General features: G+C 74.0%; 11 protein-coding genes. 7 read left to right on the top strand and 4 right to left on the bottom strand.

Translation table 11 applies throughout. The features are described 5' to 3' along the window. Window positions 1-116 precede the first annotated feature (116 nt). Window positions 117-1,370: a L,D-transpeptidase gene (locus tag NRO40_RS21050; RefSeq protein WP_058942639.1), complete on the bottom strand. Its 1,254-nt coding sequence runs from the start codon at window positions 1,368-1,370 to the stop codon at window positions 117-119. Between the two features lie 278 nt (window positions 1,371-1,648). Here NRO40_RS21050 and glgX point away from each other — a divergent pair, with 278 nt between their 5' ends. From glgX to NRO40_RS21035, 3 genes are all read left to right on the top strand, one after another. Further along, window positions 1,649-3,856, top strand: a complete 2,208-nt coding sequence (gene glgX, locus NRO40_RS21045) for a glycogen debranching protein GlgX (RefSeq protein ID WP_058942638.1) — start codon at window positions 1,649-1,651, stop codon at window positions 3,854-3,856. A 217-nt stretch (window positions 3,857-4,073) separates the two neighbouring features. Beyond that, entirely contained in the window at window positions 4,074-5,882 is a 1,809-nt protein-coding gene (locus tag NRO40_RS21040) for an ABC transporter ATP-binding protein (RefSeq protein ID WP_058942637.1), read from the top strand. Then, window positions 5,879-7,798, top strand: a complete 1,920-nt coding sequence (locus NRO40_RS21035) for an ABC transporter ATP-binding protein (RefSeq protein WP_058942636.1) — start codon at window positions 5,879-5,881, stop codon at window positions 7,796-7,798. The genes NRO40_RS21040 and NRO40_RS21035 overlap by 4 nt, the downstream gene beginning before the upstream one ends. A gap of 5 nt (window positions 7,799-7,803) precedes the next feature. Here the strand turns inward: NRO40_RS21035 and NRO40_RS21030 are convergent, their stop codons facing one another. After that, window positions 7,804-8,004 carry a hypothetical protein gene (locus NRO40_RS21030; RefSeq protein WP_058942635.1) on the bottom strand — a complete coding sequence of 67 codons (201 nt, stop codon included), beginning with the start codon at window positions 8,002-8,004 and terminating at the stop codon, window positions 7,804-7,806. Between the two features lie 137 nt (window positions 8,005-8,141). Between NRO40_RS21030 and NRO40_RS21025 the strand changes: the two genes are divergently transcribed. Genes NRO40_RS21025 through NRO40_RS21015 form a run of 3 tightly spaced genes read left to right on the top strand, consistent with a single transcriptional unit; the run spans window position 8,142 to window position 10,312 of the window. Beyond that, window positions 8,142-9,089, top strand: a complete 948-nt coding sequence (locus NRO40_RS21025; protein ID WP_257375473.1) for a helix-turn-helix domain-containing protein — start codon at window positions 8,142-8,144, stop codon at window positions 9,087-9,089. Further along, entirely contained in the window at window positions 9,007-9,183 is a 177-nt protein-coding gene (locus tag NRO40_RS21020) for a DUF397 domain-containing protein (RefSeq protein WP_257375576.1), read from the top strand. The genes NRO40_RS21025 and NRO40_RS21020 overlap by 83 nt, the downstream gene beginning before the upstream one ends. Further along, a complete protein-coding gene (locus NRO40_RS21015; RefSeq protein WP_058942633.1) occupies window positions 9,161-10,312 on the top strand; it encodes a hypothetical protein in 1,152 nt (383 codons plus the stop codon). Before NRO40_RS21020 ends, NRO40_RS21015 begins: the two co-directional genes overlap by 23 nt. A gap of 49 nt (window positions 10,313-10,361) precedes the next feature. On the opposite strand, the gene NRO40_RS21010 is transcribed toward NRO40_RS21015, so the two are convergent. Both NRO40_RS21010 and NRO40_RS21005 read right to left on the bottom strand, forming a co-directional pair. Continuing rightward, complete coding sequence (locus NRO40_RS21010) at window positions 10,362-10,982, bottom strand: hypothetical protein (protein ID WP_058942632.1); 621 nt, start codon at window positions 10,980-10,982, stop codon at window positions 10,362-10,364. A gap of 62 nt (window positions 10,983-11,044) precedes the next feature. Further along, window positions 11,045-11,962 (bottom strand): helix-turn-helix domain-containing protein, encoded by a 918-nt coding sequence (locus NRO40_RS21005; RefSeq protein ID WP_198549355.1) that lies wholly within the window; start codon window positions 11,960-11,962, stop codon window positions 11,045-11,047. A 294-nt stretch (window positions 11,963-12,256) separates the two neighbouring features. On the opposite strand from NRO40_RS21005, the gene NRO40_RS21000 reads away from it, so the two are divergent. Beyond that, entirely contained in the window at window positions 12,257-14,299 is a 2,043-nt protein-coding gene (locus NRO40_RS21000) for a M4 family metallopeptidase (protein ID WP_257375472.1), read from the top strand. Window positions 14,300-14,485 lie beyond the last annotated feature (186 nt).

The following is a 14,485-nucleotide window of genomic DNA, read 5'->3' as shown; positions in this document are numbered from 1 at the left end:
GCACCGCGATAGATAATCACACCGCGCGCCTGGTGGAGCGCCCCGGATTGTCACCGTTGGGTCCCAACTTGTTCACACGGCAACTTTCCCGGAGGGGGTGCTTCCGGTCGAGGGGGTCAGCGCAGCGCCGAACCGGCCCTCCACTGCCGCCAGTCCATGTTCCAGCCGCCCAGGCCGTTGTCGGGAGCGACCTTCCGGTCACGCGAGTTGACCACCTCGACGACGTCCCCGACGAGGGTCCGCTCGAAGAACCAGCCCGCGGGCGTCTCGGTGCTCCCGCCCTTCACATCGCGCAGTCCGACGCAGCCGTGGCTGACGTTGGTCCTGCCGAAGGTGGTCGGGGACGCCCAGTAGTTGCCGTGCAGGAAGGTGCCCGAGGTGGTCAGCCGCATGGCGTGGGGCACGTCCTTGATGTCGTACTCGCTCTTGCCGCGGGCGTCCTTGAAGCCGACGGTCGCGCCGTTCATCCGGGTCACCTCGTACAGCTCGGTCACCACCATCCTGCCGTTGTAGGTGGTGGTCTTCGGGGCGCCGGCCGTGACGGGGAGGGTGGCGAGGAGCCGGCCGTCGCGGCGCACCTGCATGGTGTGGGCCTCGGCGTCGACGAGGGACACCTGCGAGCGGCCGATGGTGAAGCGCACCGTGCGCTGCTGGATGCCGTAGACGCCGGGCGCCGCCTCGACGTCCCTCAGCCGCACGTCGACGGTGACCTCGGTGCCGGGCCGCCAGTACTCCTCGGGGCGCAGGTCGAGCCGGTCGGCGCCGAACCAGTGGCCGGCGACCTCGACGGGCGGGTCGGCGGTGACGCGGATGGCCCGCTCCACCGCCGCGCGGTCCCGCACCGGCCGGTTGAAGCGGAAGGAGACGATCATGCCGGTGCCGACGGTGGAGCGGTTCTCCGGCGAGAAGTAGCCGATGAAGCGGTGGTCGGGGACGAGCGTGGTGAAGGCGGAGTGCCGGGCCGAGCGGCGTCCGTGCCCGTCGAGGGCGACGGCGTCGACGGCGTACTTGGCCGCCGTGGCCAGCCGTGTGCCGGGGGCCGGGCGCCAGCTCAGCCCGTCCGGGGAGAGGGCGCCCGGCACGTCGGCGGGCTGCGCGTCCTCGATGCGGCGCACCCGTACGGCCTCCAGCCGGCCGTCCGGGACCCGTACCTCCAGCCGGGCGTCGGGGGCGACGCCTTCCGCTCCGTCCCGGGGGGTGATCCGGATGGTGTCCCCGACCGCCCGGTCCGGGCGCCCGCCCGGCGCACCGGGGGCGCCCGGCGCGCCCGCGCCGCCCGCCGCCGCGCACCCGGTCAGCCCGACCGCCACTCCCGCCCACAGCGCCGCCGCGGCGACGCCCAGACCTGCCCTTTTGCGTAGGTGTCTCACGCCCCGCCCAACGACGGGCCCCCGGCGGGGGAAACGTCTGTACGGGTCCTGTTCGGGCGGGTCATGTTGGGAGCAGGTGCGCGCGGGCAGAACACGGGGAGGACCGGGGCGGGGTCGTCGGGGACCCCGGCCCGGACGCCGCACGAGCCGCGGGAGGCCGGCAGGTGTCGAGCGCAGCCGAACAGAGGCCAGTCGAGGGCGCGGTGCCGGGGGCACCGGACGCGCCCGCCGGGGCGCGTCGCACGCGGCCGGACGGGGTACGCCGGGGCGCGGTCCCGGTGACGAGCACGGGACCGGGGGCCGGTACGGGGGCGGAGGCACCGCCGCCGACGCCACCCGCCTGGCCGGGGGCGCCGACCCCGCTGGGCGCCCGGGTCCGCACGGGTCCCGGCGGGGTGACGGGCACCAACTTCGCCCTGTGGGCGGGCGGCGCGGAGGCCGTCGAGGTGTGCCTGTTCGCGCCCGACGGCGCGGAGACGCGGGTGCCGCTGACGGAGCAGACCCATGGCATCTGGCACGGCTTCGTGCCGGGCGTAGGGCCGGGCCGCCGGTACGGCTACCGGGTGCACGGGCGGTGGGACCCGTGGACGGGCGCCCGCTGGAACCCGGCGAAGCTCCTCCTCGACCCGTACGCACGGGCCGTGGACGGTGACTACACCCTGCCCCCCGAGGTGTACGGGCACGTGCGGGACTGGCCGGACCAGCCGGTCGCGGACACCGTGCGCGACGACCGCGACTCGGCGCCGTACGTGCCGAAGGGCGTCGTGGTCCACGACGACGTGCCGGGCGACGAGTGGGCCGACGACCGCAGGCCGAAGACGCCGTGGGCGGACTCGGTCATCTACGAGCTGCACGTGCGGGGCTTCACCATGCGCCACCCGGGCGTGCCGCGGGAGCTGCGCGGCACGTACGCGGGGCTCGCCCACCCGGCGGCGGTCGAGCACCTGGTGCGCCTGGGGGTGACGGCGGTGGAGCTGCTGCCGGTCCACCAGTTCGCGCACGAGGACCACCTCCTGCGGCGCGGGCTGCGCAACCACTGGGGGTACAACTCCATCGGCTACTTCGCGCCGCACGCCGCGTACGCCGCGACGGGCACGGGCGGGGAGCAGGTCGGGGAGTTCCGCCGGATGGTGCGCGCCCTGCACGAGGCGGGCATCGAGGTGATCCTGGACGTCGTCTACAACCACACGGCCGAGGCGGGCGAGCTGGGGCCGATGCTGTCGCTGCGGGGCATCGACAACCGGGGCTACTACCGGCTCCAGCACGACGCCCGCCGGTACGCCGACTACACCGGGTGCGGCAACACCCTGCACGTCGTCCAGCCGCAGGTGCTGCGGCTCATCACGGACTCGCTGCGCTACTGGGTCACCGAGATGGGCGTGGACGGCTTCCGGTTCGACCTGGCGGCCGCGCTGGCCCGGTCGATGCACGACGTCGACATGCTGTCGCCGTTCCTGGCGGTCATCGCGCAGGACCCGGTGCTGCGGCGGGTGAAGCTGATCGCCGAACCGTGGGACGTGGGCAGCGGCGGCTACCAGGTGGGCGCCTTCCCGCCGCTGTGGACGGAGTGGAACGACCGCTACCGTGACGCGGTGCGGGACTTCTGGCGGGGCGCGCTGCCCGACGTGCGGGACCTCGGCTACCGGCTGTCCGGGTCCAGCGACCTGTACGCGTGGGGCGGGCGGCGCCCGTACGCGTCGGTCAACTTCGTCACCGCGCACGACGGCTTCACGCTGCGGGACCTCGTGTCGTACGAGCGCAAGCACAACGAGGCCAACGGCGAGGACAACCGCGACGGCACGGACGACAACCGGTCGTGGAACTGCGGTGCCGAGGGCGCGACGGACGACGAGGCGGTGGGCGCGCTGCGCCGCCGCCAGATCCGCAACATGCTCACCACGCTGCTGCTGTCGACGGGCGTCCCGATGATCGTCGCGGGTGACGAGATGGGCCGTACGCAGGGAGGTAACAACAACGCCTACTGCCAGGACAACGAGACCGGCTGGGTGGACTGGTCGCTCCTCGACGAGCCGTGGGCGCGGGAGCTGCTGGCGCTGTCCCGTCGGCTGCTGGCGCTGCGCCACGCCCATCCGGTGCTGCGGCGCCGGGCGTTCTTCTCGGGCCGGCCGCAGGGCACGGACGGGCTGCGGGACCTCGCGTGGTTCACGGCGGGCGGGGAGGAGATGACGGAGGCCGACTGGTACGCGCCGGCCCGGACGATCGCCTTCTACCTGTCGGGGCGTGACATCCCGGGGCGCGACGAGCGGGGCGAGAAGGTCGTGGACGACAGCTTCCTGGTGATCCTGCACGCGGGTGACGGCCCCGTGGAGCACCGGCTGCCGGGCGTGCCGTGGGCGGCGGAGTACGCGCTGGTGGTGGACACCTCGCGGGAGGAGCAGGAGCGGGCGCCGGAGGTGGTGTGCCCGGGCGGCGGGACGGTGACGGTACCGGCCAGGTCGGCGCTGCTGTGGCGGGTGGCCGACTGAGGGGCGGCCGGGCCCGCCGGGGCGCGGGACCGGCCGAAGGGGCCGGACGGCCGAAGGGGCGGGGGCGCGGGGCCGGCCGAGGCGCGGGGGCGGCGGGCGCGGGCTGGTGAGCGGCGCGTGCTGCTGGTGGGCGGCGCACGCGGGCGGGTGGGCGGCGCGGCTGTTCGGCGGAAAACCGCGTGAGACCTGTCAGTGGTGAACCCTACGCTCGGTCCTGATGCCTTCCTCGCCCCCACCCGCCGCCCCGTCCCCCGTCGCCAAGCGCTCCGCCGTGCGTTCCCTGCTGCGGCTGTGGCCGTACCTGCGCCCCGTCCGGGGGCGCTTCTTCGCGGCGGCGTTCGTCGCCGTCGTCGCGTCCTGTCTGAGCCTGGTCATCCCGCTGGTCCTGAAGTGGATGGTGGACGGGCCCGTCGCGGACCGCGACCCGGGCGGGGTGTGGCTGGGGGCGCTGGCGCTGCTGGGACTGGGCGTCACCGAGGCGGTGCTGTTCGGGCTCCGCCGCTGGCTGGTGGCCCGGCCGATGACGGCGGTGGAGGCGGCGCTGCGCCGGGACCTGTACCAGCGGCTCCAGCGGCTGCCCGTGGCCTTCCACGACCGGTGGGCGTCGGGTCAGCTGCTGTCGCGCGGGACGACGGACCTGTCGCTGCTGCGGATGTTCCTCGTCTTCCCGCTGACGTTCCTCTTCGTCAACGCCGTGACGGTGCTCGTGGGCTTCGTCGTGCTGCTGTGGCAGGACTGGGGCCTGGGGCTGGTGCTGCTCCTGCCGGTGGTGCCGCTGATCGTGGGCTGCTCCCTGTTCGAGACGCGGTACTCGCGGGTGGCGCGCGCGGCGCAGGACCAGGTGGGCGACGTGACGACGGTGGTCGAGGAGAGCGTCCTCGGCATCCGCGTGGTCAAGGGCTTCGGCCGGCACCGCAGCCAGGCCCGCGCCTTCGCCGTGCTGGCGGAGCGGCTGCGCGGCACCGAGCTGGGCAAGGCCCGGCTGCTGGCGTCGATCTGGGCGTTCATCACGATCGTCCCGGAGCTGGCGATCGGCGCCGCCCTCGTGCTGGGCACGGTGCGGGTCGCCGACGGGGAGCTGTCGGCGGGGACCCTGGTGGCGTTCCTGTCGACGGCGCTGGCGCTGCGGTGGCCTGTGGAGTCGATAGGCTTCCTGCTGGCCATGAGCCAGGAGGCCGCGACGGCGACGGAGCGGTACTTCGAGGTGATGGACCAGGCTGAGGAGGACCCGGGCGGCCCGCCGGCCGCCGCCGCTGCCGCTACCGCCCCGCGGGACGCGCGCGGCGGGGTGGTGTTCGAGGGCGTGTCCTTCCGCTACCCCGACGCGCCGCCGGACGCACCGCCCGTGCTGCGCGGGGTCGACCTGCACATCCGCCCCGGCGAGACCATGGCGCTGGTGGGCGCGACCGGGTCGGGCAAGACGACGCTCACGGCGCTGGTGCCGCGGCTGCACGAGCTGACGTCGGGGCGCGTCCTGCTGGACGGCGAGGACATCGCGGCCATGCCCCGCGAGCGCCTGCGGACGCTGGTCGCGGTGGCGTTCGAGGAGCCGACGCTCTTCTCGGCGAGCGTCCGGGAGAACGTCCTCATGGGCGCCGGCGCCGGCGCGGGGGACGTGGAGCTGCGGCGCGCGCTGGACGTGGCGCAGGCGGGCTTCGTCGACGACCTGCCGCAGGGCCCGGCCACCGAGGTCGGCGAACAGGGCCTGAGCCTGTCCGGCGGGCAGCGCCAGCGGCTGGCGCTCGCCCGGGCGGTGGTGGGCGAGCCCCGCTTCCTCGTCCTCGACGACCCGCTGTCGGCGCTCGACGTGCACACGGAGGCGCTGGTGGAGGCCGCGCTGCGGGAGGTGCTGAGCGGTACGACGGCGCTGGTGGTGGCGCACCGCCCGTCGACGGTGCTGCTGGCCGACCGGGTCGCCCTCCTCTCGGAGGGCCGGATCGCGGCGGTCGGCACCCACCAGGAGCTGCTGCGGAGCAGCACGGAGTACGCGTGGCTGATGTCGGGTGCGGAGGGCGAGGGGCGATGACGACACGGGAGGAACGGCGGGGAAAGGGGCCCGCGCCCCGGGCGGAGCACGCGACCGCCGCACACGAGGAACGGGCGGAGCCCACCCCCGAGGAGCGGGCCGCGGCGGAACAGGCGGCGGAACGGGACCGGTTCGACCGGGACCAGCTGCCCGCCCCCGCGGGCGCCACGGGCGCGCTGCTGCGGTCGCTGCTGGCGCCCCGGCGGGCGCGGGTGGCGCTGTCGGCGCTGCTGCTCCTGCTCCAGCAGGCGGCGGTGCAGGCCGGGCCGCTCGTCGTGGCGTACGCGATCGACCGGGCCGTGCCGGCCCTGCGCCAGGGGGACCGGGGGCCGCTGGTCGCGGTGGCGGTCGGGTACGGGCTGTGCGCGGTGGGGGCCGGGCTGTTCCAGTACGCCTTCACCCGGACGTCCGCGCGCGTCAACCAGGACGTGCTGCTGGACCTGCGGGGCCGGATCTTCCGCCACGCCCAGGCGCTCAGCGTCGACTTCCACGAGCGCTACACCTCCGGGCGGCTCATCTCCCGGTCGACGACCGACGTGGAGTCACTGCGGGAGCTGCTGAGCGAGGGCCTGCAGGAACTGGTCAACGTGGTGGTGTCGTTCGTGGCGATCTCACTGCTCCTGCTCTGGCTGGACCTGGGCATCGGCGCCGTCGCGGTGGCGTCGTTCGGGCCGCTGTACCTGCTGGTGCGGTACTACCGGCGGCGCGCGTCGCGGGCGTTCAGCGCCCGGTCCACTGCCATCGCGGCGGTCATCGTGAAGTTCGCGGAGACGATGAACGGCATCCGGCCGGTGCGCGCGTTCCGCCGGGAGCGCGGCAACGACGAGGTGTTCGGCGCCCTCAACCACCACCACGAGCGGCGCAACGGCGACGCGATCCTGGAGATGGCCCGGTACGTGGTCGGCTCCCGCCTCGTCGCCAACACGGCCGTCGCCGGCATGGTCCTGTGGGGCGCGTACCGGGTCGCCGACGGCACCCTCGCACTGGGCGTGCTCGCCGCGGCCGTGCTGTATGTGCGGCGGCTGTACGACCCGATCGACCGGCTCGCGATGTTCCTCAACGCCTACGAGTCCGCCGCCGCCTCCCTGGAGAAGATCGCCGGACTCCTCGCGCAGGAGCCGACGGTGCCCGAGCCGGCCGTCTCCCGCGAACTGCCGCCCCGCCCGGCCGGCGCGCCGGGCCGGGAGGTCGTCTTCGAGGGGGTGCGCTTCGCCTACCGCACGGGCGGCGAGGTGCTGCCGCGCTTCGACCTGACGGTCCCGGCGGGCCAGACGGTCGCGGTCGTCGGCTCGACCGGGGCGGGCAAGTCGACCCTCGCGAAACTGCTGGCGCGGTTCTACGACCCGTCCGAGGGGCGCGTCCTCCTCGACGGCGTCGACCTGCGCGACCTCACCACGCCGGAGCTGCGGCGCGGGGTGGTGATGGTGACGCAGGAGGCGTTCCTGTTCTCCGGGACGGTCGCCGAGAACATCGCCCTCGGCCGCCCCGACGCGACCCGCGACGAGATCGAGCGCGCCGCGAAGGCGATCGGCGCGCACGACTTCATCGCGGCCCTGCCCGACGGGTACGACACGGACGTGCGCAAGCGCGGCGGACGCATCTCGGCCGGCCAGCGCCAGCTGGTCGCCTTCGCCCGCGCGCTGCTGGCCGACCCGGGGGTGCTGATCCTCGACGAGGCGACCAGCTCCCTGGACATCCCCGGCGAACGGGCGGTGCAGCGCGCGATGGACACCGTTCTGCACGGGCGGACGGCCGTGGTGATCGCGCACCGCCTGTCCACCGTGGAGATCGCCGACCGGGTGCTGGTCATGGAGCACGGCCGGATCGTCGAGGACGGCCCCCCGGAGCGCCTCATCACCGGCGACGGCCGCTTCGCCGGACTCCACCGGGCGTGGCGGGAGAGCGTCGTCGGCTGAGGTCGTCAGCCCGTGTACCCGTCGCCCTCGTGGGTCTCGGCCAGGTGGCGGCGGAGCAGCACGTTCGCGTCCGTGGCGGCGCTGACGTCCCCCCGGTGGCGGGCGCCGGCGCGCTGCGCCGCCAGTTCCAGACACGGCAGGCAGCCGGGCCTCGGCACGGGCGGCCGGTCGTGGACAGGTGTGCCGTATTCGGGCTGGCGTTCCATCGGTGCTCCGTAGGTGGCTTCGCGCCCCGCGTCGGCGGGGCGCTGGTTACGTTGGGTTCCCTCAGCGTCGCGCAGCGCGGTGACGCAACTCAACGCTGACGGCGTGCCAGTGATCGACTGTCACGGAGGGGGCCACGGTGAGCAGGAGGAACGCGACGGGAGGGGCGGCGTCCACGACGGCCGCCCTCTTCGGCGAGGTGCTGAAGCACCACCGCGAGGCGGCGGGCCTCACCCAGGACGCCCTGGCCCGCGACATCCCCTGCGACCGCTCCCACATCGCTCGCGTCGAGTCGGGCACGCGGGTACCCCAGGACACCTTCGCGAGCCGCTGCGACGAGCTGCTGGGCACCGGCGGGATGCTGCTGCGGCTGTGGGGCAAGGTCGACTGGTATCCGAACGTCGAGCACCCGGACTGGTTCGAGCGACGGGTCCGCATGGAGGCGGAGGCCGTGGTCGTCCGCGAATACCAGGCCCTCGTCATTCCGGGGCTCTTGCAGACAGCCGCGTATGTGCGGTCGCTGTTCTCCCTCCACTGCCCTGACGCCGAAGAGGTCGAGGAACGCGTCCGGGCCCGCCTGAGTCGCCAACCCCGCTACCTGTCACCGCAGGGGCCGCTCTACATCGTGGTGTTGGACGAGAGTTGCCTACGGACGGTCATGGGAAGCCCAGCAGTCATGCGGGACCAGTGCGCGCACCTGCTCGATGTCGCCGAGCGGCCCAACATCCGCCTTCAGGTGGCGCCGTTCGCGGATCCGCGGATCGACCGCCCCAACACGTCGTTGTCATTGATCAGGCTGCCCGACGGGGAGGAGTTGCTGTACTCGGAATCGCTTCTCCGAGGTCATTTCAGCACGGACCCATCCGACTTGGCGCGCTACAACCGCACCTATGATGTGATGCGGGCGGATGTTCTGTCGGCTCGCGAATCAGCAGCCCTGATCAGGAACGTGATGGAAGGGTACGAAGGCCATGGACAGGCGAAACCTCCACGCGGCGCACTGGATCAAGAGCAGCTACAGCGGAAACAACAGCGGCAACTGCATCGAAATCGCCCCCGCTTTCCCCGGCGCCGTCCCCGTGCGTGACAGCAAGGACCCGTTCGGGCCCGTCCTCGCCTTCGACCGGGCCGCCTGGGCGGCGTTCGTCGGTGCCGTGCGTGACGGGGGCCTCGCTGAGTAGCGCCGTCACCTGGGACCGGGACCTCCCCCTGCGGTACGTGCTGGGCCACGAGGAGTGGGACGGCGAGCAGGTCGTGTGGGCGCGGTGCGTCGACGTCGAGGGGCTGTTCGTGGACCGGGAGCCGGTGCGCGAGCGGCTGGTCCTCGAAGGGTGCGAGCCCTACGGGCGGCTGCGGCTGGCCGCCGAGCGGTGTGCGCGCGGGCCCGTACCGCTGGGGGAACTCACGGTCCTGGTGCAGGACGAGGCGGACGACTCCGTCGGCGACTGGTGGACGCTCGACCAGGCCGTCGTGGTCGGTGCGGCGGACGGCGACGTCGTCGTCGAGGCCGTCGTGACCGAGGAGCCCCGCGACCCCGCGCGGCCCGTGAAGCCCGAGGTGCTCGTGTTCAACGGGGTCTCCGGCGACGTCATCGGACGGGCCCGGGGCGTGGCGGGGCTCGACCGGGTACGCCGCCGGCCGCAGGCGCCGCCGCTGCGCCTGCTCGGGTGCGAGCCGTGGGAGCCGCTGCTGAGGCGGATGCGGCGCGAGCGGAACGGCGGTGACGGCGGGCTGCTGCTGCGGGCGCTGGACCGGTCCGGCCGGACGCTGTACGTGGAGGAGGCGGTGTCGGTCGAGGTGACCGAGTGCCGCCCCTCGACGCTCGGCGGGGCCCTCGTGGACGTGACTCTGCTGTACGGGGCGCCCGACCCGCGCCCGTCGGCCGCCCGCGCGGCGCGGGACGCCTGGTTCGAGGGGCCGCCGCGCGAGCGCAACGCCTGGGCGGGGCTGTCGACCGAGGGGCGGCGGGAGTGGCTGCGGTACACGGAGCCGCGGCCCGGCCCGGACGCGGCGGGCGCGGTGTGCGAGCTGGACGGCCGGTTCGTCACCGACGTACCGGGGCTGGAGTGCGCCCTGGGCGAGGCGGTCGCCGGGCCGGGCCGCGGCTACTTCCAGTGCTGGGCGGCGCTGCGCGGCTGCCAGTGCGGCGGGGAGGCGCCCCCGGAGCCCTTCACGCTGGTGTGGCACGACGCCGACGTGGCCCGTGAGGCGCTGGCCGGGGTGAGTGTGGACAGCGCCGGGGAGCTGGGTTACGTCGAGAGCGTCGTGAAGCTGCTGCGCCGCGTCGGCGTCACGGTGGAGCTGCGCTGAGGGCCCGGAGCGGCACGCGCTCCGGGCCCTCGGCGGACGCCCCGGCGGCTCACATGACGCCGAGCCGCTCCAGCAGCGGTTCGCGGTTCTTGCGCCGCTGCACGTACCCGCGCCATCCGGCGAGCGGCACCATCAGCGTCCAGGCGGTGACGCCGATGACGAGGCCGGCGCGGCGGCCCCGCGCGTCCACGTCGGCGGCGTCGGCCAGCGGCACCTCGCCCTCCGGGTCGCGCACGATCTCGATGCGCTGACCGATCCGGTAGCCGGGGTTCGAGCCCCGGTACTCCAGCGGTTCGTCGAGCCGGCCCTCCGGGCCGACGAGGGTGTAGCTGTGGTCGTTGCCGCTGCCCTCGTGGGCGAAGACGAGCACGCTCTCGCGGACCCCGCGCCGCTCCAGCGCGGCCTCGGGGGCGTACTGCACCGAGCCCACCAGGACCAACAGGGCGGGCACCGCCGACAGCAGCGCCAGCCACCACGCCTGGTGGAGCAGGCGCAGGACGATGACGAAGGCGAGGCTCAGCACGACGCCCACGGCGATCGGGACGGCGTCGTAGCCGAGCGTGACGTAGGCCAGCGCGGTGTTGCCGACGGCGATGCCCCAGGCGAACAGCAGCACCAGCAGTGTGCGGAGCAGCATGGTCCGCCTGCTCGTACGGGTCCCCTCACTCATGGGAGCAGCGTACGGAACCGGGCCCTACGCGCCTGTCCCCGGGGTGGCGGGCCCGGCGGTCCCTACGCCCGCAGGGCGGTGATCAGCCAGGTGAAGGCCGGTGCCTGCGGCGGGAACGGCGGCCGGCCGTTGAGCACCCCGAGCAGCTGCCAGTACCGCTCCACCCGGACGTCCGTGAAGGTGGCCAGGTGGTCGGCGAGCCGGGCGCGGTCCGCCGGGGCCAGGGCCGGGTCGACGATCCGGTGCAGGACCTCCCTGCCGGCGGCCGACTGCGGGGCGACGCCCTCGCGCACCGCGCGGCCGGCGTGTTCGGCGACCAGCGCGGGGTCGGGGCCCTGCGGCCGCGGCTCCGGGCCGGTGGGCGCGCCGGCCACCGCCATCTCCCGCACGCGGGCGCGGAATGCCTCGTCGCCGACCAGTTCGGCCAGCTCCACCCAGGCGTCGAGCTGTTCCGAGGTGGGGTCGGTGGGCAGCTCCGCCGGGAGGGCGCGCATGGCGTCGGCGATGTGCCCGCCGGGTCCGTCGGTGGGAAGGCCGTCGAAGGTGGCGTGGACGAAGTCGTCGATGATGCGCTGCCGTTCGTCGGCGGACATCCGGGTCAGTTCGTGCATGAGTCTCATCTCCTCGGTGGTGGTTCCGTGCCGGGCCACCCGCCGCAGCACCGCGCGCCGCACGTGGAGCGTGCGGAGCTCCGCCTCGACGGCGCGCAGGTGCGCCGCGGCCACGTCGTGGACGGTGACCTGCCGGGCCAGCACCCGGCGGACCGTGTCGAGGTCCAGGCCCAGTTCGCGCAGGGTGCGGACCAGGTCGAGGCGGGCCACGGCGTCCGGGTCGTAGAGCCGGTAGCCGCCCGTGGAGCGGTCGGTCGGCTCGACGACGCCGTTGTCGGACCAGAAGCGGATGGTGCGCACCGGCAGTCCGGTGCGGCGGGCGAGCTCGCCGATCGTCAACAGGGCGGCGCGGTCGCTCACGGGATCCATCGTCGACCTTCCAGCGGGTGGAGACTCAAGTCCTGCGTGGGAGGGGTCCGGTGACGGTACCGCCGGGGGACCGCCCCGCACCGGCCGGGCCGCCCGGGGAAACACGGGGTTGACGTCCGCTTAACGAACATGACTTTTCAGGCAACGGACGACTTCCGGCCAACTTCTTGACGCGGTCCTGACAGGGCGCGCACTCCAGTGCGACTCTTCCCCCGTTCTTGCTCCGCCAGCTCTGTTTGCACCGCCCGGGGACACACCCAGGTCCCCGGTACCCCCCTCGCAAAAGGAGTCCGCGTGAGATCCACGCCAAGCCGTCGCGCGACCGCGACGGGCGCTCTGATAGCCGCCGCCGCCATGTTCGCCGTGGGCGTCCAGACCGGACCCGCCTCCGCCGGCGCCGCATGGGGCACCGCGGCCCCGAAGGGCCAGGCCGCCGGCCAGGCCGATCCGGGCGCCCTCCCCGCCGACCTCTCCCCCGCCCAGCGCACCGCGCTCATCCGCGCGGCCGACGCGGGCAAGGCCGAGACCGCGAAGGAACTGGGTCTCGGCGCCCAGGAGAAGCTCGTCGTGCGCGACGTGACGCAGGACCGGGACGGCACGACCCACACGCGCTACGAGCGCACGTACGCCGGCCTGCCGGTCCTCGGCGGCGACCTCCTCGTCACCGAGACGAAGGCGGGGAGGACCGAGGCGGTCGCCAAGGCCGCCCGCGCGGAGCTGAAGAACGTCGACCTCAGCGCCGACGTCGCCCCGGCCGCGGCCGAGAAGCAGGCGCTCGGCGCCGCCCGCGCCGAGGGCTCGAAGGCCACCGAGGCGCAGCAGGCGCCCCGCAAGGTGGTGTGGCTCGCCCAGGGCAAGCCCGTCCTCGCGTACGAGACCGTCGTGGGCGGCCTCCAGCACGACGGCACCCCCAACGAGCTGCACGTGGTCACCGACGCCGCGACGGGCGCCAAGCTGTACGAGTGGCAGGCGGTCCACAACGGGACCGGCAACACCCAGTACAGCGGCCAGGTCACCCTGGGCACCGCCCAGTCCGGCAGCAACTTCACGCTGACCGACACGGCGCGCGGCAGCCACAAGACGTACAACCTCAACCGCGGCACCTCCGGCACCGGGACGCTCTTCTCCGGCTCCGACGACGTCTGGGGCGACGGCACGCCGACCAACCTGGAGACCGCGGGCGCCGACGCCCACTACGGCGCGGCCCTCACCTGGGACTACTACAAGAACGTGCACGGCCGCTCCGGCATCCGGGGTGATGGCGTCGGCGCGTACTCGCGCGTCCACTACGGCAACAACTACGTCAACGCGTTCTGGCAGGACAGCTGCTTCTGCATGACGTACGGCGACGGCTCCGGCAACGCCAAGCCGCTCACGTCCATCGACGTCGCCGCGCACGAGATGACGCACGGCCTGACCTCGGTCACGGCCAAGCTCGTCTACAGCGGCGAGTCCGGCGGCCTCAACGAGGCGACGTCCGACATCTTCGCCGCCGCGGTCGAGTTCCACGCGAACAACGCCAAGGACGTCGGCGACTACCTCGTCGGCGAGAAGATCGACATCCGCGGCAACGGCACCCCGCTGCGCTACATGGACAAGCCGAGCAAGGACGGCTCGTCCAAGGACGCCTGGTACTCGGGCATCGGCAGCATCGACGTCCACTACTCCTCGGGCCCGGCGAACCACTGGTTCTACCTGCTCTCCGAGGGCAGCGGCACCAAGACGATCAACGGCGTGGCCTACGACTCGCCGACCTCCGACGGGTTGCCCGTCACCGGCATCGGCCGCGACAAGGCCGCGCTGATCTGGTTCAAGGCGCTCACCACCAAGTTCACCAGCACCACGAACTACGCGGGCGCCCGCACCGGCACGGTCGCCGTCGCCACCGAGCTGTACGGCGCCGGCAGCGCCGAGGTCAAGGCCGTCGAGCACGCCTGGGCCGGCGTCAACGTCGGGGCCCGCCCCGGTGGCGGCGACCCGGGCACGGGCAAGGTCTTCGAGAACACCGCGGACGTCTCCATCCCGGACAACGGCGCCGCCGTCACCTCGACCGTCGACGTCACCGGCGTCGCGGGCAACGCCCCCTCCGCCCTCAAGGTCGACGTCGACATCGTCCACACCTGGCGCGGCGACCTGGTCGTCGACCTGGTCGCCCCGGACGGCTCGGTCTACAACCTGAAGCCGTACAGCTCGTCCGACTCGGCCGACAACGTGAAGGCGACCTACACGGTCAACGCCTCCAGCGAGGTCGCCAACGGCGCCTGGAAGCTCCGCGTCCAGGACCGGGCCGCGCAGGACACCGGCTACATCAACGGGTTCAAGCTCACCTTCCCGTAGCCGCCCGCCCGGCGACGGGCGCACCGCCCGGTGACGGGCGCACCGCCCGGTGACGGGCGCACCGCCCGGTGACGGGCGCACCGCCCGGTGACGGGCGCACCGCCACCCCCCACGGATGCAGAGGCCGCCGTCCCCCTCGGGACGGCGGCCTCCGCGCGTACCCGGGGACGGCGGTCGCCCGTGTGC

Source organism: Streptomyces changanensis (assembly GCF_024600715.1).
GTDB classification, from domain to species: domain Bacteria; phylum Actinomycetota; class Actinomycetes; order Streptomycetales; family Streptomycetaceae; genus Streptomyces; species Streptomyces changanensis.
The sequence above is the reverse complement of the archived record's forward strand: the minus strand, read 5'-3'. Positions and strand labels throughout refer to the sequence as shown.

Coding starts and splice junctions, on each gene's coding strand:
- NRO40_RS21030 (WP_058942635.1), bottom strand. CDS start 8,004: ATGGAACGCCAGCCCGAATACGGCACACCTGTCCACGACCGGCCGCCC.
- NRO40_RS21005 (WP_198549355.1), bottom strand. CDS start 11,962: ATGGATCCCGTGAGCGACCGCGCCGCCCTGTTGACGATCGGCGAGCTC.
- NRO40_RS21040 (WP_058942637.1), top strand. CDS start 4,074: ATGCCTTCCTCGCCCCCACCCGCCGCCCCGTCCCCCGTCGCCAAGCGC.
- NRO40_RS21010 (WP_058942632.1), bottom strand. CDS start 10,982: ATGAGTGAGGGGACCCGTACGAGCAGGCGGACCATGCTGCTCCGCACA.
- NRO40_RS21035 (WP_058942636.1), top strand. CDS start 5,879: ATGACGACACGGGAGGAACGGCGGGGAAAGGGGCCCGCGCCCCGGGCG.